The sequence below is a fragment of the Chromobacterium phragmitis genome, from assembly GCF_003325475.1.
GTDB classification, from domain to species: domain Bacteria; phylum Pseudomonadota; class Gammaproteobacteria; order Burkholderiales; family Chromobacteriaceae; genus Chromobacterium; species Chromobacterium phragmitis.
Map to the genome: position 1 here is coordinate 1416462 of NZ_CP029495.1, position 22863 is coordinate 1439324.

Consider the following 22863-nt stretch of genomic DNA (forward strand, 5'->3'; position numbering starts at 1 on the left):
GGGACTAGACGCTTACTTCCAGCTGGACGCCATCACCGGCTGCAAGGCCGCCTGGTAATCGGCCGGCAGCGTCATCTGGCCCGCCGCCGGCGGGTTGAACGCCGCCATCGCGGTCACCAGCGCCTGCACCTGCGAAGCCGCCAGCGCCTTGCCGTCGCCAGAGCGAATGGTTTCCAGCTGGTTGGCGGCATTGCCGAACCAGTTGTCCACCACCACCTTGTCGCCGCCGCCGATCACGCTGACTTCCAGACTATTGTTCTGCTTGCGGAACCACAGCTGGCTGGCGTCGATGCCCTTGTCGAACTCCAGCGCGTCCTGCCCACCGGAATCCTGCACCAGATCCGCGCCGTCGCCGCGGCCGAAACGGTAGGTATCGTTGCCGTTACCACCATTCAGCGTATCGTTGCCCAGACCGCCCTTCAGCGTGTCGTTGCCTTCTTCGCCGTACAGGCCGTCATCGCCTGCTCCGCCTTCCAGCAGGTCGTTGCCGTTGCCGCCGTACAGCGAGTCGTTGCCGCCGTTGCCCAGCATCCAGTCGTCGACGTTGCCGCCGCGCAGCGTGTCGCCCAGCTCGGTGCCCACCAGCGGCACGCCTTGCTTCATCAGCTGGTCCGCCGTCCACTTCACGCCGCTGGCGAAGGTGATCTGCTCGACCCAATAGTTCCTGTCGGCAAACCAGTCCTTCACCGTCACGCTGTCCTGGCCGTTGATGTGGCGGAACACCATGTCGTTGCCGCTGCGAACCACCTGGATGTCGGTGTCCTTGATGTCGGCGCCGAAACGCAGCTCGTCGTTGTAGTCGCCGGCCCCGCGTCCTCCATTGTCCCTTTCGATGATCAGGTCCTGGCCATCGCCCAGATTGAACAGGTAGATGTCGCGCGCGTAGCTGCCTCGCAGCGTGTCGTTGCCGGCACCGCCTTCCAACACATTGTTCCAGCCTTGGGAGGCCGCGATCAGCAGGTCATTGCCCGCGCCGCCCCTCAGGGTGTCGCGTTCTTCGCCCCAGCCGCCGTCGCCGCCGAACAGCGTGTCGTCGCCCTCGCCGCCTTCCAGCAGGTCCGAGCCATTGCCGCCGTTCAGCGAGTCGTTGCCCAGACCGCCCTTCAGCGTGTCGTTGCCTTCTTCGCCGTACAGGCCGTCATCGCCTGCTCCGCCTTCCAGCAGGTCGTTGCCGTTGCCGCCGTACAGCGAGTCGTTGCCGCCGTTGCCCAGCATCCAGTCGTCGACGTTGCCGCCGCGCAGCGTGTCGCCCAGCTCGGTGCCCACCAGCGGCACGCCTTGCTTCATCAGCTGGTCCGCCGTCCACTTCACGCCGCTGGCGAAGGTGATCTGCTCGACCCAATAGTTCCTGTCGGCAAACCAGTCCTTCACCGTCACGCTGTCCTGGCCGTTGATGTGGCGGAACACCATGTCGTTGCCGCTGCGAACCACCTGGATGTCGGTGTCCTTGATGTCGGCGCCGAAACGCAGCTCGTCGTTGTAGTCGCCGGCCCCGCGTCCTCCATTGTCCCTTTCGATGATCAGGTCCTGGCCATCGCCCAGATTGAACAGGTAGATGTCGCGCGCGTAGCTGCCTCGCAGCGTGTCGTTGCCGGCACCGCCTTCCAACACATTGTTCCAGCCTTGGGAGGCCGCGATCAGCAGGTCATTGCCCGCGCCGCCCCTCAGGGTGTCGCGTTCTTCGCCCCAGCCGCCGTCGCCGCCGAACAGCGTGTCGTCGCCCTCGCCGCCTTCCAGCAGGTCCGAGCCATTGCCGCCGTTCAGCGAGTCGTTGCCCAGACCGCCCTTCAGCGTGTCGTTGCCTTCTTCGCCGTACAGGCCGTCATCGCCTGCTCCGCCTTCCAGCAGGTCGTTGCCGTTGCCGCCGTACAGCGAGTCGTTGCCGCCGTTGCCCAGCATCCAGTCGTCGACGTTGCCGCCGCGCAGCGTGTCGCCCAGCTCGGTGCCCACCAGCGGCACGCCTTGCTTCATCAGCTGGTCCGCCGTCCACTTCACGCCGCTGGCGAAGGTGATCTGCTCGACCCAATAGTTCCTGTCGGCAAACCAGTCCTTCACCGTCACGCTGTCCTGGCCGTTGATGTGGCGGAACACCATGTCGTTGCCGCTGCGAACCACCTGGATGTCGGTGTCCTTGATGTCGGCGCCGAAACGCAGCTCGTCGTTGTAGTCGCCGGCCCCGCGTCCTCCATTGTCCCTTTCGATGATCAGGTCCTGGCCATCGCCCAGATTGAACAGGTAGATGTCGCGCGCGTAGCTGCCTCGCAGCGTGTCGTTGCCGGCACCGCCTTCCAACACATTGTTCCAGCCTTGGGAGGCCGCGATCAGCAGGTCATTGCCCGCGCCGCCCCTCAGGGTGTCGCGTTCTTCGCCCCAGCCGCCGTCGCCGCCGAACAGCGTGTCGTCGCCCTCGCCGCCTTCCAGCAGGTCCGAGCCATTGCCGCCGTTCAGCGAGTCGTTGCCCAGACCGCCCTTCAGCGTGTCGTTGCCTTCTTCGCCGTACAGGCCGTCATCGCCCGCCCCGCCTTCCAGCAGGTCGTTGCCGTTGCCGCCGTACAGCGAGTCGTTGCCGCCGTTGCCCTGGATCCAGTCGTCGACGTTGCCGCCGCGCAGCGTGTCGCCCAGCTCGGTGCCCACCAGCGGCACGCCTTGCTTCATCAGCTGGTCCGCCGTCCACTTCACGCCGCTGGCGAAGGTGATCTGCTCGACCCAATAGTTCCTGTCGGCAAACCAGTCCTTCACCGTCACGCTGTCCTGGCCGTTGATGTGGCGGAACACCATGTCGTTGCCGCTGCGAACCACCTGGATGTCGGTGTCCTTGATGTCGGCGCCGAAACGCAGCTCGTCGTTGTAGTCGCCGGCCCCGCGTCCTCCATTGTCCCTTTCGATGATCAGGTCCTGGCCATCGCCCAGATTGAACAGGTAGATGTCGCGCGCGTAGCTGCCTCGCAGCGTGTCGTTGCCGGCACCGCCTTCCAACACATTGTTCCAGCCTTGGGAGGCCGCGATCAGCAGGTCATTGCCCGCGCCGCCCCTCAGGGTGTCGCGTTCTTCGCCCCAGCCGCCGTCGCCGCCGAACAGCGTGTCGTCGCCCTCGCCGCCTTCCAGCAGGTCCGAGCCATTGCCGCCGTTCAGCGAGTCGTTGCCCAGACCGCCCTTCAGCGTGTCGTTGCCTTCTTCGCCGTACAGGCCGTCATCGCCCGCCCCGCCTTCCAGCAGGTCGTTGCCGTTGCCGCCGTACAGCGAGTCGTTGCCGCCGTTGCCCTGGATCCAGTCGTCGACGTTGCCGCCGCGCAGCGTGTCGCCCAGCTCGGTGCCCACCAGCGGCACGCCTTGCTTCATCAGCTGGTCGGCCGTCCACTTCACGCCGTTGGCGAAGGTGATCTGCTCGACCCAATAGTTCCTGTCGGCAAACCAGTCCTTCACCGTCACGCTGTCCTGGCCGTTGATGTGGCGGAACACCATGTCGTTGCCGCTGCGAACCACCTGGATGTCGGTGTCCTTGATGTCGGCGCCGAAACGCAGCTCGTCGTTGTAGTCGCCGGCCCCGCGTCCTCCATTGTCTCTTTCGATGATCAGGTCCTGGCCATCGCCCAGATTGAACAGGTAGATGTCGCGCGCGTAGCTGCCTCGCAGCGTGTCGTTGCCGGCACCGCCTTCCAACACATTGTTCCAGCCTTGGGAGGCCGCGATCAGCAGGTCATTGCCCGCGCCGCCCCTCAGGGTGTCGCGTTCTTCGCCCCAGCCGCCGTCGCCGCCGAACAGCGTGTCGTCGCCCTCGCCGCCTTCCAGCAGGTCCGAGCCATTGCCGCCGTTCAGCGAGTCGTTGCCCAGACCGCCCTTCAGCGTGTCGTTGCCTTCTTCGCCGTACAGGCCGTCATCGCCTGCTCCGCCTTCCAGCAGGTCGTTGCCGTTGCCGCCGTACAGCGAGTCGTTGCCGCCGTTGCCCAGCATCCAGTCGTCGACGTTGCCGCCGCGCAGCGTGTCGCCCAGCTCGGTGCCCACCAGCGGCACGCCTTGCTTCATCAGCTGGTCCGCCGTCCACTTCACGCCGCTGGCGAAGGTGATCTGCTCGACCCAATAGTTCCTGTCGGCAAACCAGTCCTTCACCGTCACGCTGTCCTGGCCGTTGATGTGGCGGAACACCATGTCGTTGCCGCTGCGAACCACCTGGATGTCGGTGTCCTTGATGTCGGCGCCGAAACGCAGCTCGTCGTTGTAGTCGCCGGCCCCGCGTCCTCCATTGTCTCTTTCGATGATCAGGTCCTGGCCATCGCCCAGATTGAACAGGTAGATGTCGCGCGCGTAGCTGCCTCGCAGCGTGTCGTTGCCGGCACCGCCTTCCAACACATTGTTCCAGCCTTGGGAGGCCGCGATCAGCAGGTCATTGCCCGCGCCGCCCCTCAGGGTGTCGCGTTCTTCGCCCCAACCGCCTTCGCCGCCGATCAGCGTGTCGTCGCCCTCGCCGCCTTCCAGCAGGTCGGCTCCGTTGCCGCCGTTCAGCGAGTCGTTGCCGGCGCCGCCGAACAGACTGTCATTGCCGTCCGCGCCGATCAAAACATCGTCGCCGCCCAGGCCGAAGATCACATCGTTGCCCTTGCCCCCGGTCAGCGTATCCTTGCCCTCGGTGCCGGTCAGCGTCGCACCGGACAGGCTGAGCAGTTCCACCAAGCTCCAGTTGGCGCCGCCGGCGAAGGCGATGTGGCCGCCCCAGTTGGCGTTGACGGTCAGCGCGTTCTGGATGGTGATGCTGTCTTGGCCGTTGCGGTGCTTGAGGATCACGTCCAGGCCGCTGCGCACCACGACGATGTCGCTGACGGCGATGCCGACGCCGAAGCGGATTTCGTCGCCGGCGCTCCAAGCCGCCGCCGTATTGCTGCCGTCGAAGCGGATCACGTCCTGGCCGTCGCCCAAGTTGAAGATGTAGACGTCGCGTCCCGCGCCGCCATCCAGCACGTCGTTGCCGGCTCCGCCCTTGAGGGTGTCGTCGCCGCCCAGGCCGATCAGGGTGTCATTGCCTGCGCCGCCGTCCAGCACATCGTTGCCGGCTCCGCCCTGCAGCAGATCGTCGCCCGCGCCGCCGGTGATGACGCCGCAGGCCCACTGGCTGATCTGCGCCGAGGTCCAGCTGGTGCCGTCGGCGAAGATCACGCTGCCCACCTGGGCGGAAGTCGCGCCGAACCAGTTCTGGATCAGGATGGAATCGCTGCCGTTGACGTGCTTGAGGATCACGTCGTTGCCGGCGCGCACCACCACGATATCCGAAACCGAGATGCCCACGCCCAGGCGGATTTCGCTCTGGTGGCTGACGGAAACGTTGACCGAGTTGTTGATGATGACGTCGTTGCCGTCGCCCAGGTTGAACACGTAGATGTCGCGGCCCGCGCCGCCCTTCAGCGTGTCGTTGCCCCTGCCGCCTTCCAGCACGGCGCTGCCGCCTACGCTGATCAGCACGTCGTTGCCGGCGCCGCCTTGCAGCGTGTCGCTGACATTGCCGCCGATCAGGATATCGTTGCCGTCGCCGCCGACATGCAGACCGTTCGCCCACAGGCTGATCTGCACCGAAGTCCAACTGGTGCCATCGGCGAAGATCACGCTGCCCACCTGGGCGGAAGTCGCGCTGAACCAGTTCTGGATCAGGATGGAATCGCTGCCGTTGACGTGCTTGAGGATCACGTCGTTGCCGGCGCGCACCACCACGATGTCCGAAACCGAGATGCCTACGCCCAGGCGGATTTCGCTCTGGTGGCTGACGGAAACGTTGACCGAGTTGTTGATGATGACGTCGTTGCCGTCGCCCAGGTTGAACACGTAGATGTCGTGCGCGGCGCCGCCTTTCAGCGTGTCGTTGCCCTTGCCGCCTTCCAGCACCACGGTGCCGCCGACGCTGACCAGCACATCGTCGCCGGCGCTGCCCTTGATGGTATCGTTGCCGCCGACCACGATCAGCTTCTGCAGATCGGCCGCGCTCCAGCGGACGCCGTCGGCGAACACCACCTCGCCGGCCCAGCCCATCTTGTCTACCGCGCCGTTCTTGATGGTGATGCCGTCCTGGCCGTTGGCCAGCATCAGCACCAGATCATTGCCGGACTTCAACACCTTCACATCGGCCGCCTTGATACCCGCCAGGAAGCGGATCTGGTCGCCCTTGCTGTACTGCGCCATCTTGGCCGCAGCCACACCGTAGTTGATCTGGTCGCGGCCGCCGCCCAGGCCGAACTCGAACACGTCGCGGCCCTTGTTGCCCACCAGCACGTCGTTGCCGGAACCGCCGCGGAAGGTATCGTCGCCATTGCCGCCGATCAGCGTGTCGTTGCCGGCGCCGCCGTCGAGAATGTCCGCGCCGTCCTCGCCCTGCAGCAGGTCGTCGCCATCAGTGCCGTTCTGCATGCCCACCACGCGCTGGATCAGCTCCGCGCCCAGCCACACGCTGCCGTCGGCGAACACGATCTGGCCCTGCCAGCCGTGCTCGATGCTGAAGCCGCCCTGGATGGTGATGGAGTCGCTGCCATTGACGTGGAGCAGCACGATGTCGTCGCCCACTTGCTGCACGCGGATGTCGGACGCCGAAATGCCGACGCCGAAGTGGATCTCGTCATGCAGCGTCACCGCCACGTCCACATTGTGCGCGGCGATCACGTCATGGCCGTAGCCGGCCTCGAACACGTACACGTCGCTGCCGGCGCCGCCCACCAGGGTGTCGTTGCCGATGCCGCCGATCAGGGTGTCCGATCCGCCGTTGCCGATCAGCACATCGTTGCCCGCGCCGCCGATCAGCACATCGCTGCCTTCCCAGCCGGTCAGAGTGTCGTCGCCGTCGGTGCCGGTCAGCGTTACGCGCAGATCGGCCTGGGTCCAGACCGTGCCGTCGGCGAACACGATGCGCTCCACGCGGCTGCCGACTGCGGCGAAGTAGCCTTCCACCTTCACGCTGTCAATGCCGTTGGCGTGCTTGAGCACCAGGTCCATGCCCACCCGCACCGCAACCATGTCCTTGACCGCGATGCTCGCGCCGAAGCGGATTTCGTCCTGCACCGAGACATCCACGTTGGCCGTTTCGCGGATCACGTCCGCGCCGTCGCCCAGATTGAAGATGTAGACGTCGGCGTCCGCGCCGCCGATCAAGGTATCGTTGCCCTTGCCGCCTTCCAGCACATTGCGGCCGCTGCCGCCATCCAGCAGATCATCGCCATCGCCGCCTTGCAACGTGTCGTCGCCATCGCCCCCCAGCAAAATATCGTTGCCGCCCAAGCCGATCAGATGATCCTTGCCTATCCAGCCCTTCAACTTGTCCTTGCCCTCGGTGCCGGTCTGCACCAGCACCTGCTGCGCCAAGTCGGCGATCGTCCAGTTGGTGCCATCGGCGAAACGGATATTCTCGATCCAGAATGCCTTGCCTGCGAACCAGTTCTGAATGGTGACGGAATCGTCGCCATTGCGGAGTTGCAGCACCAGATCGTTGCCGATATGTTGCAAAACGATGTCTTGGGGCGCGATGCCGGCGCCGAAGCGCAGTTCGTCGCGATAAGCCGGGTCGGTGTCGGCCGCATCGGCCTTGTTCAGCGCGTTGTCCAGAATCAGATCGCGCCCGTCGCCCAGATTGAACAGGTAGACATCGCCGTCCACCCCGCCCACCAGCGTATCGTCGCCGCGGCCGCCGGCCAGCGTGTCATGTCCGTTGCCGCCAGTCAGGCTGTCGTCGCCGTCGCCGCCATCCAGCAAATTATTGCCGGGGCCGCCGTTCAGCGTATCGTCGCCGCCGTAACCGTTCAGGGTATCGTCGCCATCCCCCGCGCTGATCAGTTCTCCTTTATCGGTACCGTTCCACGTCTTGCCCGTTCCGGCGCCTGCATTGCCTTGCGAAGTCGTCATTTTTTACCTTTCTGTTATCGGACTACTGCCTAAACCAGGCATCGCTTTCCCGCGCGGCCACTCCATCCGCCACATCAGAAGCAGCGATGCCCAGCAAATTCCTGTAAGCGTCCAAGCCCTGCTCGACGCTGTACCGCTCCGCCGTCCGCCGCGCCTGCCGCCGCATTTCCGGCGCGTCCTCGCGCAACGCCTCTCTCACCCTCTCGATCAAGGCCTCCCGGTCGAAGAAGCCCACCAGATTTCCGTTCACGCCATCGCGGATCACTTCCCGCAGCGGCGCGGTGTCCGACGCCACGATGCGGCAGCCGCTGGCCATCGCCTCCAGCAAGCTCCACGACAGCACGAAGGGATAGGTCAGGTAGACGTGGACCGCCGACACCTGCAGCGCCTTGCGGTAGACCTCGTACGGCACCTTGCCGAGGAAGTGCACGCGGCTCGGATCGACGGGGTTTTCGCGCAGCAGCTTTTCGCGCCAATTGGCCGCGTCCGTCGGCGCGCTGCCGTAGCTGACGCCGTCGCCGCCGACGATCACTACCTGGCAATCGGGCTCGGCGCGCAGCAGCTCGGGCAGCGCGCGCATGAAGACGTGGAAGCCGCGGTAAGGCTCGAGGTTGCGCGCGACGTAGGTGACGATCTTCTGCCCGGCGCGCAGCGCGCGGCCGTTCGGCAGCGCCAGTTCGGCGGCCGGATCAGGACCCAGCAGCTCGGTGCGGATGCCTTCGTGCGCGACATGCAGCTTGTCGCGGTAAGCGGCCGGATGCAGGCTGTGCTGCCAGTGGGTGGGACAGATGCCGGCGTCGGCGTTTTCCAGGTTGAGCAGGTGCAGCGCGTTGCGGGCGCGCAGCCGCGCGGCGCCGTCCAGGCTGAGCGGGAATTCCCGGTCGAAGTCGGCGTCGGCGCCGTGGCCGTGGTAGAAGAATTCGCAGTAGTGGATCAGCCGCGCGTTCGGAAACAGGTCTTTCAGAAACAACGTCTCGCCCCAGCCGGGATGGGCGAGGATGACGTCGGGCCGGTAGCCGCGATTGGCCAAGGGCTGCAAGCTGCGCAGCACCGCCTGGCCGTGCAGCACCGCGTCCTCGTAGCTGTACAGATAGGGGTGGGCCTGGCGGCTGGGCTGGCGGTGCGGCTTGTAGCGCAGCAGCCGCACGCCCTGCAGGCCGGGCGCGGTGTCGCGCCCCACCGCCAGCAGGTCGATGCCTGGCCGGGTTTTCAGATCATCGGCGATGTGGCGCAGCTGGCCGGGGAAATTCTGGTGGATCAGCAGGATCTTCATCTCAACGCTCCCGCATGCCTTCGCCGACGTGCTCCTGCAGCGGGCTGAGGAAGTAGTCGATCACCCGGCGCTTGCCGGTCTTGATCTCGGCGCTGACCGCCATGCCGGCGCTCAAGTTGACGCGCGCGCCGTCTATCACCAGGTGGCTTTGCTTCAGCCGGATGCGGGCGGGAAACAGCAGGCCGCGCTTTTCGTCCTGTTGCGCGTCGTGGCTGACGGTTTCCACCACGCCGTCCAGATAGCCGTAGCGGGTGTAGGGAAAGCTTTCCACTTTCACCGTCACCGCCTGGCCGGGCCGGACGAAGCCGATGTCCTTGTTCTCGATCTGCGCTTCCACTTCCAGCGTCTCGTTGGCCGGCACCACGGCCAGCAAGGGCTGCGCTTCGGTCACCACGCCGCCGACGGTGTGGATGGCCAGTTGCTGCACGCTGCCGGACACCGGCGCGGTGAGCTGGGTCAGCGCCTGGCGGCGGCCGGTCTTCTTCACTTCCTCGCCGGACTGGGTGGCCTGCTCGCGCGCTTCGCGCAGCTTGTCCAGCGCGTCGCTGCGGAAGTTGGCGGTCAGCGCTTCCAGCTCTTCGCGCTGGCTGGCGATGGCGGCGGCCAGTTCCTGGATGCGGCTCTGCTGGCTGGCCAGGTCGCCCTGCTGCTCGATCCGCGCCTGCTGCTTGTCCAGGTAGGCGTGCTTGGAGATGAAGTTCTTGTCCAGCAGCTCCTGGTAGTCATGCTCGCGCGCTTCGGCCAGCCGCACCGTGCCCTGCAGCTTGATCACCTGCTGGCGGGTGGTGGACAGCTCGGCCTCGCGCTGGCGCAAGGTCGCCTGCAGCGCGTCGCGCTTGGCCTGGTAGGCGCGCCACTGGCCGACGGCCAGCGTTTCCTCGCTCAGTTGCTTGGCCGGGTCGACGCCGTCCAGCGTCTCCAGTTGCGGCAGCCGGCCGTTGTCCAGCGCCGCCAGCAGCGCCTGGTAGCGGGCGGCGGCCAGGCGCGCGGTTTCCAGCGCGTCGCCGGCCTTGCGGTTGTCGGCGCCGGCGGCGGTGGCGTCCAGTTCGATCAACAGCTGGCCGGCCTTGACCAGTTGGCCGTCGCGCACGTGGATGGCCTTGACCACGCTGGGCTCCAGCGGCTGGATGATCTTGGTGCGGCCGCCGCTGACAGTCTTGCCGCCGGCGACGGCGACGATGTCCAGCTGGCCGACCAGCGCCCACAGCAGCGCGCAGGCGAACAATGCCACGATCACGCGCATGCTCCAGCGCGGCAGGGGCGAGGCCGGGCTGTCGGTCAGCTCCAGGTGGGCGGGCAGGAAGGCCAGCTCGTCCTCGCTGCGCGGCTTGGGGTCGAGCTGGTGGCGGATGGACCAATGGTCGGCGAAGGCCTGGCGGTAACGCCGCAGGAAGCCGCGCATCGCTTCTATCTGATGTTTCATCGCGGCTTATCCTTGCTGCAGGCTGTGGAGATGGGCGTAGTAGCCGCCCGGTTTCTGCGCCAGCTCGGCGTGGCTGCCGGCTTCGACGATCACCCCCTTGTCCATCGCGATGATGCGGTGGGCGCCGCGCACGGTGGACAGGCGGTGGGCGATGATCAGCACGGTGCGGCCCTGGCAGATGGCGCGCATGTTCTGCATCACCGCGCGCTCAGACTCGTAGTCCAAGGCGCTGGTGGCCTCGTCCAGGATCAGGATGCGCGGGTTGCAGACCAGCGCGCGGGCGATGGCGATGCGCTGGCGCTGGCCGCCGGACAGGCTGGCGCCATGTTCGCCGACCATGGTGTCGTAGCCCTCGGCCAACTCCATGATGAAATCGTGGGCGCCGGCCAGCTTGGCGGCGCGGATTACCGCGTCCAGCGACATGCCCGGATCGGACAGCGCGATGTTGTCGCGCACGCTGCGGTTGAACAGCAGATTCTCCTGCAGCACCACGCCGATCTGGCGGCGCAGCCAGGCCGGATCGGCCAGGGCCAGGTCGTTGCCATCCACCAGCACGCGGCCGGATTCCGGCACGTACAGCCGCTGCACCAGCTTGGTCAGCGTGCTCTTGCCGGAACCGGAGCGGCCGACGATGCCCACCACCTCGCCGGCGCGGATGTCCAGGCTCAGCTTGCGCAGGATCTCCGGACCGTCCGGGCGGTAGCGGAACACCACTTGGTCGAACTCGATCTTGCCCTGGATGGGCGGCAGCGCCGCGCGGCTGGCCGGCAGCTCGGTGCGGGTGTTGAGGATGTCCCCCAGCCGCTCCACCGAGATGCCCACCTGCTGGAAGTCCTGCCACAGCTGGGCCAGGCGCACCACTGGCGCCGCCACCTGGCCGGCCAGCATATTGAAGGCGATCAGCTGGCCGACCGACAGATCGCCGCCGATCACCAGCTTGGCCCCCAGCCACAAGGTGGCCACCGTCACCAGCTTCTGGATCAGCTGCACGCCGTTCTGGCCGATATTGGCCAGCCGCGTCACCCGGAAGCCGGCGGCCACGTAGGCCGCCAGCTGGTTGTCCCAGCGCCGCGTCATGTGCGGCTCCACCGCCATCGACTTGATGGTGCCGATGCCGCCCACCGACTCCACCAGAAAGGACTGGTTGTCGGCGCCGCGGGCGAACTTCTCGTCCAGCCGCCGGCGCAGCACCGGCGTCAACAGCGCCGACCAGGCGGCGTAGCACGGCAGCGAGATCACCACGATCAGCGTCAGCCAGCCGCTGTAATAGAACATCACCGCCAGGAACACGAAGGAGAACAGCAGGTCCAGCACCGTGGTCAGCGCCTGGCCGGTGAGGAAGTTGCGGATGCTGTCCAGCTCGCGCACCCGCGCCACCGTATCGCCGACGCGGCGCGCCTCGTAATAGGCCAGCGGCAGCGCCAGCAGATGGCGGAACAAGCGCGCGCCCAGCTCCACGTCGATGCGGCTGGTGGTGTGGGCGAACACGTGGCCGCGCAAGGCGGACAACACCACATTGAACACCGACAGCGCCAACAGGCCGACGGCGATCACGTCCAGCGTGTTGAAGGCGCGATTGACCAGCACCTTGTCCATCACCACCTGGAAGAACAGCGGCGTCACCAGCGCGAACAGCTGCAGCACAAAGGACACGCCCAGCACCTCCAACAGCAGCTTGCGGTACTTGACGATGGCCGGCACGAACCAGGTGAAATCGAACTTGACCAAGGCCCCCGCCGCCGACGCGCGCGAGGCGACCACCAGCAGCCGGCCGTCGTAGCGCGCCGCCAGCTCGTCCAGGCTCAACACCGCGGGACGGCCCTGCTTCAGATCGTGGATCAAGACTTTGTCGCCGTCGCAGCGGGCGACGATGAAGTGCTCGCCATTGGCCGCCAGCGCCAGCGCCGGCAAGGCCATCAGGCCGATGCGGTCCAGCGGCTGCTGGACGATCTTGGCCTTCAGTTCCAGATGCTTGGCGGCGAGGAGGAGATCGGTTTCGGAGAAGGGTTCGGCGGAGCGGCCGAATTGGTGGGAAAGCTGCTCGGGGTCGGCGGCAATGCCGTGAAACTGGGCCAGCAGCACCAGGCCGAGCAAGCCGTGGTCCGGCGCTAATGCCCCCGCCGCGGCTTGGCCGCTAATAGGATCTGACATGTTTTTAATTGAACTGGCAAAAAGGATGGGGATTTGCAAAGGAAAATACCGGCTTTTCCTTTAAACAAAAATGTTAATTTTTACCAATTAAAAAATTGCCAATCCACCAGCGAAGTCAAACAAAGGCTGATTACCATAGAATTTCCATCTTTGATCAACCACCCCGAATCAGACAGGCCAAAACTACCCTCGTCATTCATTCCGTTTTATCGCTAGACCGGCACAAATCACGCCGCTGTTGATACGTATCACTACTTACATAGCTAAAACTCTAAATATCTCCTCCTCCATTCACCTGTCGCCAAAAATAAAAAACCACGCATCTGCATGCGTGGCTTTGCCATCAAACATCAAACCTGTTCAATTACTTCCAGCTGGATGCCATCACCGTCTGCAAGCCGGCCAGATAATCGGCAGGCAGCGTCATCTGACCGGCAGCCGGCGGATTGAACGCCGCCATCGCCGTCACCAACGCCTGCACCTGCGAAGCCGCCAGCGCCTTGCCATCGCCGGAGCGGATGATTTCCAGCTGATTGGCGGCACTGCCGAACCAGTTGTCCACCACCACCTTGTCGCCGCCGCCGATCACGCTGACTTCCAGACTGTTGTTCTGGCGACGGAACCACAGCTGATCGGCGTTGACGCCCTTGTCAAACTCCAGCGCATCCCGCCCGCCGGAATCCTGCACCAGGTCCGCGCCGTCGCCGCGACCGAAACGGTAGGTGTCATTGCCCTCGCCTCCGTTGAGGGTGTCGTTGCCCGCGCCGCCCTCCAGCCAATCGTCGCCCTGGCGGCCGTTCAGGGTGTCGTTGCCGGCCAGGCCGATCAGGTGGTCCTTGCCCATCCAGCCGGACATCGCCTCTTTGCGGTCGGTGCCGGTCTGAATGATCACCCGCTGCGCCAGATCGTCTATGGTCCACAGCGTGCCGTCGGCGAAGCGGATCTGCTCCACCCAGTAGCGCTTGTCGACAAACCAGTTCTGGATGGTGACGGAATCCTCGCCATTGCCATGCTGCAGCACTAGGTCATTGCCCACATGCAGCAGCTCGATGTCTTGCGGCATGATGCCCGCGCCGAAACGCAGCTCGTCGCGGTAGGCCGGATTGACGTCGGCCTCGTTGCGCTTCTCCAGCGCGTTGTCAAAGATGACGTCGTTGCCGTCGCCCAGATTGAACAGGTAAAGATCGCCATCCACGCCGCCAAACAGGCGGTCGTCGCCACGGCCGCCTTCCAGCATGTTATGTCCGGCATCTCCGAACAGGGTGTCGTTGCCGTCTCCGCCTTGCAGCGTGTCATCCCCCTCGTAACCGTTCAGCACGTCGTCGCCCGCTCCGCCGCTCAATACATCCGCCTGCGGCGTGCCTTCCCACTCCCCGCCTTCTTGTTCCATCACCGCGTCGGCGCTATTTTGCGAAGTCGTCATTTTTTGTGCCTTCTGATTGATTGATCGTGTTTTATTCTTCGTTCTCAGCGTGAGTCCGCGCGCTACCCCCGCGCGCGCCATCTTGGGCAAACGATGCCTGGGTCGAGTCAGACGCAAGCGTTCCGCCCGGCAATAATCGCTGGGTGTTTACCGGTAAAAGAGAACTGGACAGCAAAGACACGGCAGGCAAGCCGCTGAAAGAAAAGAGTCCGTGAAAAAGCTCAGGCCTGGGCCGGGAGGACCGAGTCGCCGCATGGACCTGGCATTGAAGCCGAGCAAGGTTTTCACTGACGGAATCAGACATGTTTCCACTGAAATGGACAATATTTCAGGTTGGCATTTTATAGCCCTGAATAGCAAAATCCGATCTAATGAAGGGTGTTAATTTTAACCTACGGTAATAATTCACAAAGCCAATGTCCATAAAGCTTCCGCCACGCTGCAATCCCACGCTCAGCGAGATGTGGAAACATCAATTTTACTCCAGCGATTCAGTTGATTAGCGCGCATGCCGGAGAATTAAACTTATCGCTCTAAATAAATAATCAAAGTAGCAGAAATAAAATAATATTAACAATTAGGTGAAATTACTTAGACGTTTGCGCATCACTACGCCGTAGAACACCCTGCCTGGCAAACCAGGATATTCATTCCGTCGCTCAGAAAAATCCCGCCTGACAAAACAGAAAACGGGCTTACGGCTTTCCTCCACAAAACATGCCAGCCCGAGCGGCATTCGATCCGTCCCCCGTCCGCCGCTGATTTATCCACAGCATCCCACCATTCGATTATTTATCCACAGACTGCCATCGGCCAATAAACGCCAGCCACGCCTGCAATCGCGCCGGCGCGCCACGCGACGATGGCCACAGCAAGCGCAATGGCGTTTCTTCGCCATGCTCGCTGCCCAGCAGGGGGCGCAGCGCGCCAGCAGCCAGCTCGCGGCGAATGGAAGCGTCCGGCAAGCAAGCGATGCCATGCCCTTGCAACGCGAACTCCAGCCTCGCATGCACGCTATTGCACACCAGCGATGTCGGCAAGGCCGCGCCCCCCACAGGCCAGGACTCCAGTTTGCCGCTGTTGGGCGAGCGATAGTGGATCAGCCGGTGAGCCGCCAGATCGCCAGCGTGCGATGGCTCGCCGCTGCGCGCCAGATAAGACGGCGCCGCCACCAGCAGGCGTTTGAAACCGGGCAACGGCAGGCTCCGCAGCTTGCCCTCCTCTGCCGCGCCCGCCCGGACCGCCGCATCGAAGCCCTCCTCGATCAAGTCCACATTGCGATCGCTGTAATCCAGCTCCAAGGCCAGCCGCGGGTGGAGATGCTGAAATTCCGACAATTGCGGCATCAGCAATCCGCCTATCGGCGGCAGGCTCAGACGCAACACGCCCTCGGGATCGTTTCGCGACTGCGCAGCCTCTTCCCGCATGGCGACCGCCTCCGCCAGGATGGCGCGAGCGCGCGCCAATGCCCTCTCCCCCTCCAGAGTCAGGGTCAGCGCCCGCGTGCTGCGGTGGAACAACCTCGCGCCAAGCGCCGCTTCCAAATGGCTGACCCGCTTGCCCACGGCCGACGCCGACACTCCCAGCACCCTGCCCGCGCCGACGAAACTCCCTTGCCCCGCCACCTCGACAAACACCGCCAACTCGCTCAATGACTCCGGCATAACCTCTCCTCCGCCCGCCAGTGCAGCCAGATTCCTGCCGTTCGGCTCCGCAAAGTGCGGCGGAGCACCCTGCTTTTTCCCCCTGAATGGAAGAACCTAATCTGGCCGGCCATCCACTCCGGCCCCATGCCGGCCACGAAGGTCGTCCCCATGTCCAATACCCGTTTGTCCTCCCCCGCGCTGCTGGCGCTGGCCGTCGCCGCCTTCGCCATCGGCACCGCCGAATTCGTGATCATGGGCCTGCTGCCCGCTATCGCCGCCGACTTGGCGATAGACCTGCCCCGCGCGGGCTACCTGGTTTCCGCCTACGCGTTGGGCGTGGTCGCTGGCGGGCCGCTGCTGGCCGGCATGGTTTCCCGCCATGAGGAGAAACGCGCCTTGAGCGGCCTGATGCTGATCTTCATCGCCGGCAATCTGGGCTGCCTGCTGGCCCCCGGCCTATACAGCCTGCTGCTTGCGCGCATCGTCACCGCGTTCAGCCATGCCAGCTTCATCGGTGCGGCCGCCGTGCTGGCCGCGAGGCTGGCGCCCGCCGGCATGGCCGGACGCGCGATGGCCTTGATGTTTTCCGGAATGACGCTGGCCAATATTCTGGGCGTGCCCGGCGGCGCCCTGCTGGGACAATGGGCCGGTTGGCGCGCCACCTTCGCCGCGGTGATGGCGCTGGGGCTGTTGGGGCTGTTGGGGCTGTTGACGCTGCTGCTGCTGCGGATCTGCCTGCCCGGGCAAGTCTGGCTGGCATTGGGCTGCAGCGTGCTGGCCTCCTGCAGCATGTTCAGTTTCTTCACTTACTTATTGCCGATATTGCGGACGCAAAGCGCTTTGCCGCCAGCGCAGGACAGCCAGGCGCTATTGCTGTGCGGCCTGGGCATCGCCGCAGGCGGCTGGCTGGGCGGCTGGCTGGGCGGCAGGCTGGCGGATTGGAGGCTGGCGCCCAGCCTTGCCGGCAGCTTATCGACGACAGGGCTCAGCCTGGCGCTGTTCCATCATTTCGCCGCGCAACAGTCCGTCGCCTTGGCGCTGGTGGCGGCTTGGGGCGCCGCGGCTTTCGCCGTATGCATGTTGCTGCAGGCCTGGATCATCCGCCTGGCCGGTTCGGCCGCGTCGCGCGCCTCCACCTTGAACATCGGCGCGTTCAACCTGGGCAATGCGCTGGGCGCCTGGGCAGGCGGCCTGGCCTTGGAGCATGGCTGGGGATTGTCCAATCTCAGCCTGCTGGCGGCGGCCTTCGCCTTGACCGCGCTGCTGGCCGCTTCCGCGCTGAGCGTCGCCCAAACCGCGCCCTCCCCGGCGCAGACATGAAAAACGGGCCGCGGATGCGGCCCGTTTCGGGAGAGATAGGACGGTCAGGCGGCAAGGCCGACGGCCAGCGCCCGCATGGTCTGCCAAGGCTCTCCCGGCTCGACGCCCTTGATCTGGCGATCAATGCGCGCGCACTCAGACAAGGCTGCCATCAGCTTGCGCGGGCCGATGCGGCGCAGCGCCGGCTCCGCCAGCTTCTGCTTCTCGCCCCATAGCCGGAGCTCGCGCGCCATGTCGCGCGGCTGGCGGCCATCTTTCAGGCCCTGCCGCAGCTTGAGCAGCATGCGGACGTCTTCCGCCAGCGACCACAACACCAGCACCGGCGCCTCGCCTTCGGCCATCAACCCGTCCAGCATCCGTGTCAGCCTGGGCGTGTCGCCGGACAGCCAGGCTTCGGACAGCTGGAACACGTCGAAACGGGCGACATTGGCCACCGCCGCCTGCAGATCGGCCAGGCTCAGCTCGCCCTTGGGATAGAGCAGCGCCAGCTTGTCCACCTCCTGGCGCGCGGCCAGCAGATTGCCTTCCACCCGGTCGACGAAGAACGCCAGCGCCTCCGCGCCCAACTGCTGGCCCTGGGCCTTCAGCCGGCGGGCAATCCAGCCCGGCAGCTCGGCGCGGCCCACCGGGCGCGCCTCCACCACTTGCGCCGCTTTTTCCAGCGCGGTGAACCACTTGCTCTGCTGCTGCGCTTTCTCCAGCTTGGGCAGCGTGATCAGGGTAATGGTGTCCTGCGGCGGCTGGGCGGCCAAGCGCTGCAGCGCCTCCGCGCCCTCGACACCCGGCTTGCCGCCGGGAATGCGGATTTCCAGCAGCTTCAGCGAGGCGAACAGCGACACGCTGGACATGGAGTCGGTGAGCTGCGACCAGTCGAAACCGGCCTCCACCGTCAGCACCTCACGTTCCTGGTAGCCGGCCGCCTGCGCGGCGCGGCGCACGGCGTCGGCCGCCTCCAGCGCCAGCAGCGCCTCTTCGCCATGCACCAGGTACAGCGGCGCCAGGCCTTTGCCCAGCGCCGCGCTCAGCGCGTCAGGGCTGAGGGACGGCATCGGGCTTCACGCTGATCGGACCCGCCAGCGGCGCGGCCGGCACTTTCAGATAAGCCATGCGACGCACGACCTGCTCGGCGGCGTCGCGGCGCGCGTCGGCCCACAGCAGGTCCTCTTCCTGCTGCTTGCCCAACACCTGATTATCCGAGTAGTTCAGGCTGCGGCGCACGGTCACCACCATGTCCGGCTCCACCGGCACGCCGCCTATCACCGTGCGCACCACCGCGGTATAAGTCAGCTGGTACTCGTTGATGCGGCCGCCGGTATTGATGGTCAGAATGTCCTTGGACTGATTCTCGCTGACCACGCTCACCACCGCCTGCGCGCCCTTGGGCGCAGGCATCACCGTCAGCTTGGGATCGCGCGCGAACACCGTGCGCAGATCCGGCTCGATGCTCTTGCCGCCGGCCTCCAGGAACATCGTGGAGAACGGCAGCGGCTTGAGCGTGCCGCCCAGGCCGCGCAGATGGAAGCCGCAGGCGGTGAGCAGCAAGGCCACGCCGGCCAGCAGCGCGTAGCGCAGAGTTTTTTTCATTGCATTCCCCATGGCGGATCACCCGCCAGTCAAAACGGCGCGGAAGCGTCTGCCCCGCGCCGCATAGCCGACATCGGCTCCAGAGTGGCTGGCAGCCCCTTACGCCGATCGGCATCAAGGGCTGGTTCCGCTGCGTTAGACGACGATGTTCACCAGGCGGCCCGGCACCACGATGATCTTCTTGGCCGGCTTGCCTTCCATGAACTTGATCACGTTTTCGTGCGCCAGCGCGGCGGCTTCGATCGCGTCCTTGGAGGCGTCCGCGGCCACGGTCACGCTGCCGCGCAGCTTGCCCGCCACCTGCACCATCAGCTCGATCTCGCTCTTCACCAGCGCGGCTTCGTCAACTTTGGGCCAGGCCTGGGCCAGCAGCTCGGTGCCCGGCTTCAGCTCGCTCCAGATGCCGTCGCAGACGTGCGGCACGATGGGCGACAGCAGCAGCGTCACGGCTTCCAGCACTTCCTGCGCCACGGCGCGGCCGGTCTCGCCTGTGGTGTCGGCCTTGTCGTAGGCGTTCAACAGCTCCATCACCGCGGCGATGGCGGTGTTGAATTGCTGGCGGCGGCCGTAATCGTCTGCCACTTTCTGGATGGTGCTGTGCAGCTTGAAGCGCAGCTCCTTCTGGCTGGCGTTCAGCTCGCCCGCTGCGTACGGCGCGGCCACGCCGGCCTCGACATGCTCGCGCGCGCTCTTCCACAGGCGCTTGAGGAAGCGGAACGCGCCTTCCACGCCGGCGTCGGACCACTCCAGGCTCTGCTCCGGCGGCGCGGCGAACATCATGAACAGGCGCGCGGTGTCGGCGCCGTATTTCTCGATGAATTCCTGCGGGTCCACGCCGTTGTTCTTGGACTTGGACATCTTCTCGATGCCGCCCACCACCACCGGCAGGCCGTCCGCGCGGTGCGTGGCCGCCACGATCTTGCCCTTGGCGTCGCGTTCCAGGATCACGTCCTGCGGCGCGATCCAGTCCTTGGTGCCGTTGGGCAGGTCGCGGTAGAAGGTTTCGCACACCACCATGCCCTGGGTCAGCAGGCTCTTGAACGGCTCGTCCGACGACACCAGGCCTTCGTCGCGCATCAGCTTGTGGAAGAAGCGCGCGTACAGCAGGTGCAGGATGGCGTGCTCGATGCCGCCCACGTATTGGTCAACCTGCAGCCAGTAGTCGGCGGCTTTCTTGTCCACCATCGCGGTGTCGCACTTCGGGCTAGCGTAGCGGGCGTAGTACCAGCTGGACTCCACGAAGGTATCCATGGTGTCGGTTTCGCGCTTGGCCGCGCCGCCACACTTCGGGCAGCTGGTTTCGTAGAATTCCGGCATCTTGGCCAGCGGGCTGCCTGCGCCGTCCGGAATCACGTTTTCCGGCAGCGTCACCGGCAGATCTTTTTCCGGCACCGGCACGTCGCCGCAGCTGGCGCAGTGGATGATGGGGATCGGGCAACCCCAGTAGCGCTGACGCGAAATGCCCCAGTCGCGCAGGCGGTACTGGGTTTTCTTCTGGCCGTGGCTCTTGGCCTGCAGGTCGCCGATGATGGCGTCGAACGCCGCCTGGTAGCCCAGGCCGTCGTACTTGCCGGAGTTGACCGTCTTCACGCTGTCATCCTTGGCGCCGTACCATTCCTGCCAGTTGGCGGCGTCGTACTCTGCGTCGCCGGACGCCAGCATAATCACCTGTTTGATCGGCAGCTGGTATTTGTTGGCGAACTCGAAATCGCGCTCGTCGTGCGCCGGCACGGCCATCACCGCGCCTTCGCCGTAGCCCCACAGCACATAGTTGGCCACCCATACCGGCAAGCGTTCGCCGGTCAGCGGGTGGATCACGAACAGGCCGGTGTCCATGCCCTTCTTTTCCATCTTGGCCATGTCGGCCTCGGCGACGGAGCCCGCCTTGCATTCGGCGATGAAGGCCTGCAGCTCGGCGTTGCCGGCCGCGGCCTGGGTGGCCAGCGGGTGCTCGGCGGCGACGGCGACGTAGGTGGCGCCCATCAGCGTGTCCGGACGGGTGGTGTAGACCTTCAATTCGCCGCCGTGGCCGATGCTGGCCTCGTCGTACGGGAACACCACGTCGGAGCCGTAGCTCTTGCCGATCCAGTTGCGCTGCATGGTCTTGACCTGCTCCGGCCAGCCGTCAAGCTGGTCCAGGTCTGCCAGCAGCTGCTCGGCGTAGTCGGTGATGCGGAAGTAGTACATCGGGATTTCACGCTTTTCCACCAGCGCGCCCGAACGCCAGCCGCGGCCGTCCACCACTTGCTCGTTGGCCAGCACGGTCTGATCTACCGGGTCCCAGTTGACCACGCCGTTTTTCTTGTAGATCACGCCCTTTTCGAACAGGCGGGTGAACAGCCACTGCTCCCAGCGGTAGTAGTCCGGCTTGCAGGTGGCCAGCTCGCGCTCCCAGTCCAGGGCAAAGCCCAGACTGTCCAACTGGGTTTTCATGTATTCGATGTTGGCGTAGGTCCACGCCGCCGGCGCGCCGCCGTTCTTCATCGCCGCGTTCTCGGCCGGCAGGCCGAAGGCGTCCCAGCCCATCGGCTGCAGCACGTTGAAGCCCTGCAGGCGCTTGAAGCGGGCCAGCACGTCGGTGATGGTGTAGTTGCGCACGTGGCCCATGTGCAGCTTGCCGGACGGATACGGGAACATCGACAGCGCGTAGTACTTGGGACGCGAAGCGTCTTCCACGGCCTTGAAGGCGGCAGTCTTCTGCCATTTCTGTTGGGCGGCGGCTTCCACCGCCCGCGGGCTGTATTGTTCTTGCATGGCGATCTTTGTCTGGACTCTGAAATACAAAAGGCGGGCTGCCCGGGGCGCGATCCGCGCGCATGCATCCGGTCAGCCCGTCCGCAAAATGATTGCCCCATTATAACGGCGTCTTCGCATCGGCGATAAGACCCAAAAAACAAATGCTTGGCGCGCCCGGTATCAGGGGCAGGCCTTGACGCCCCAGCCCTTGCGTCCGCGCCAGCAGGAGAAGTCTTCCTTCACCGCGCGCAGCGTCCAGACGTTTTCCTCGCGGCTGAGCTCAAAGCGCTGACGCACGCCCTTGACGCTGTCGTCCATCAGCCCTTCGCGGATCAGCGTGATGCCTGCCTGGTCGAAAGCCTCGGGCTTACTGGTCTGAATGACCTTGAGCGTGGCGTATTCGAAGCGGCCGTCCTCGCCCAGCCTATCCTTGGCGAAACGCAGCGCCACCTCCAGCGGCAGCTCGCCCGGCTGGCCGGCGAAGGGCAGCCGGCCCTCGTCGGTATATGCCCAGGCCGGCGCCGCCAGCGCCCCCACCATGCATGCCATCGCGATCTTCAACACGCGCCATCCCTCCGTGATCAAACCAGTTTCGACACGCGCGGACGGCACAAGGTTGCATGCGGCCTCAGCCGCGCAACAGGCTGTACAGCATCTGGCTGGCCATCACCGTCATCAACACGGCGAAAGCCTTCTTCAACCGCGCCACCGGCAGCCGGTGCGCGGCCTTCGCGCCGACCGGCGCCAGCAGCACCGTCATCAGCATCAACGCCAGCATCGCCGGCAGATAGATGAAGCCGGCCGATCCCGGCGGCAATCCCGCCGCGCCCCAGCCGCTGTACAAGTAACCGAGCGCGCCGGATACGGCGATGGGCCAGCCTAGCGCCGCGCTGGTGGCGATGGCGGCATGCACCGGCACATTGCACCAGCTCATGAAGGGCACGCTCATCGAGCCGCCGCCTATCCCCACCCAGCTGGACACCATGCCGATGGCGCCGCCGGCCATGCCCTGCCCGGCCGCGCCAGGCATCTCGCGCCCGCCCTTGGGCTGGCGGCCTATCATCATCTGCGCCGCCACCGCGTAGGCGTAGGCCACGAAGAACCAGCGCAGCGCCAGGCCGGATATCCAGCCGGCGACCAGGCTGCCCAACAGCGTGCCCGCCACCATCGCCGGCGCCATGCCGCGCACGATGCGCCAGTCCACCGCGCCCTTCTTATGATGCGCGCGCACGCTGGACAAGCTGGTGAACACCATCACCGCCAGCGAGGTGCCCACCGCCAGATGCTGGGCGTGCTCGCCGCCCAGACGCGCGGCGGACAGCACCGCCAGCACCACCGGCACGATGATCAGCCCGCCTCCCACCCCCAGCAGGCCGGCCAGAAAACCGGCTGCCGCCCCACAGGCCAGCAACGCGGCCCAAAGCTCCCACGACAGCAT

12 protein-coding genes are annotated in these 22863 nt (G+C 65.4%); 1 reads left to right on the plus strand and 11 read right to left on the minus strand.

What is annotated here, in order from left to right:
• Nucleotides 1–12 precede the first annotated feature (12 nt).
• The 6 genes from DK842_RS24070 to DK842_RS06745 all read right to left on the minus strand — a co-directional run bounded on the left by DK842_RS24070 (nucleotide 13) and on the right by DK842_RS06745 (nucleotide 15803).
• Nucleotides 13–7869, minus strand: coding sequence for a calcium-binding protein (locus DK842_RS24070; RefSeq protein WP_114060768.1), 7857 nt, complete (start codon nucleotides 7867–7869; stop codon nucleotides 13–15).
• A gap of 22 nt (nucleotides 7870–7891) precedes the next feature.
• On the minus strand, nucleotides 7892–9142 hold the full coding sequence (locus DK842_RS06725) for a glycosyltransferase family 4 protein (RefSeq protein WP_114060769.1): 1251 nt from the start codon (nucleotides 9140–9142) through the stop codon (nucleotides 7892–7894).
• A gap of 1 nt (nucleotide 9143) precedes the next feature.
• Nucleotides 9144–10565, minus strand: a complete 1422-nt coding sequence (locus tag DK842_RS06730; RefSeq protein WP_114060770.1) for an HlyD family type I secretion periplasmic adaptor subunit — start codon at nucleotides 10563–10565, stop codon at nucleotides 9144–9146.
• A gap of 6 nt (nucleotides 10566–10571) precedes the next feature.
• Nucleotides 10572–12716, minus strand: a complete 2145-nt coding sequence (locus tag DK842_RS06735; RefSeq protein ID WP_114060771.1) for a type I secretion system permease/ATPase — start codon at nucleotides 12714–12716, stop codon at nucleotides 10572–10574.
• Between the two features lie 364 nt (nucleotides 12717–13080).
• A complete protein-coding gene (locus DK842_RS06740; RefSeq protein WP_168194829.1) occupies nucleotides 13081–14139 on the minus strand; it encodes a calcium-binding protein in 1059 nt (352 codons plus the stop codon).
• A gap of 788 nt (nucleotides 14140–14927) precedes the next feature.
• On the minus strand, nucleotides 14928–15803 hold the full coding sequence (locus DK842_RS06745) for a LysR family transcriptional regulator (protein WP_114060773.1): 876 nt from the start codon (nucleotides 15801–15803) through the stop codon (nucleotides 14928–14930).
• Nucleotides 15804–15953: 150 nt separating this feature from the next.
• Here DK842_RS06745 and DK842_RS06750 point away from each other — a divergent pair, with 150 nt between their 5' ends.
• The gene (locus DK842_RS06750) at nucleotides 15954–17105 is read left to right on the plus strand and encodes an MFS transporter (RefSeq protein ID WP_198414650.1); all 1152 of its coding nucleotides are present in this window, start codon (nucleotides 15954–15956) and stop codon (nucleotides 17103–17105) included.
• 44 nt (nucleotides 17106–17149) lie between these two features.
• Here the strand turns inward: DK842_RS06750 and holA are convergent, their stop codons facing one another.
• The 5 genes from holA to DK842_RS06775 all read right to left on the minus strand — a co-directional run bounded on the left by holA (nucleotide 17150) and on the right by DK842_RS06775 (nucleotide 22863).
• Nucleotides 17150–18154 (minus strand): DNA polymerase III subunit delta, encoded by a 1005-nt coding sequence (holA, locus tag DK842_RS06755; RefSeq protein WP_114060775.1) that lies wholly within the window; start codon nucleotides 18152–18154, stop codon nucleotides 17150–17152.
• Entirely contained in the window at nucleotides 18135–18689 is a 555-nt protein-coding gene (locus DK842_RS06760) for an LPS-assembly lipoprotein LptE (protein WP_114060776.1), read from the minus strand. Before DK842_RS06760 ends, holA begins: the two co-directional genes overlap by 20 nt.
• A gap of 135 nt (nucleotides 18690–18824) precedes the next feature.
• Nucleotides 18825–21443: a leucine--tRNA ligase gene (gene leuS, locus DK842_RS06765; protein WP_114060777.1), complete on the minus strand. Its 2619-nt coding sequence runs from the start codon at nucleotides 21441–21443 to the stop codon at nucleotides 18825–18827.
• A 162-nt stretch (nucleotides 21444–21605) separates the two neighbouring features.
• Complete coding sequence (locus DK842_RS06770; RefSeq protein ID WP_145963985.1) at nucleotides 21606–21989, minus strand: hypothetical protein; 384 nt, start codon at nucleotides 21987–21989, stop codon at nucleotides 21606–21608.
• Between the two features lie 64 nt (nucleotides 21990–22053).
• Nucleotides 22054–22863, minus strand: coding sequence for a sulfite exporter TauE/SafE family protein (locus DK842_RS06775; protein WP_114060779.1), 810 nt, complete (start codon nucleotides 22861–22863; stop codon nucleotides 22054–22056).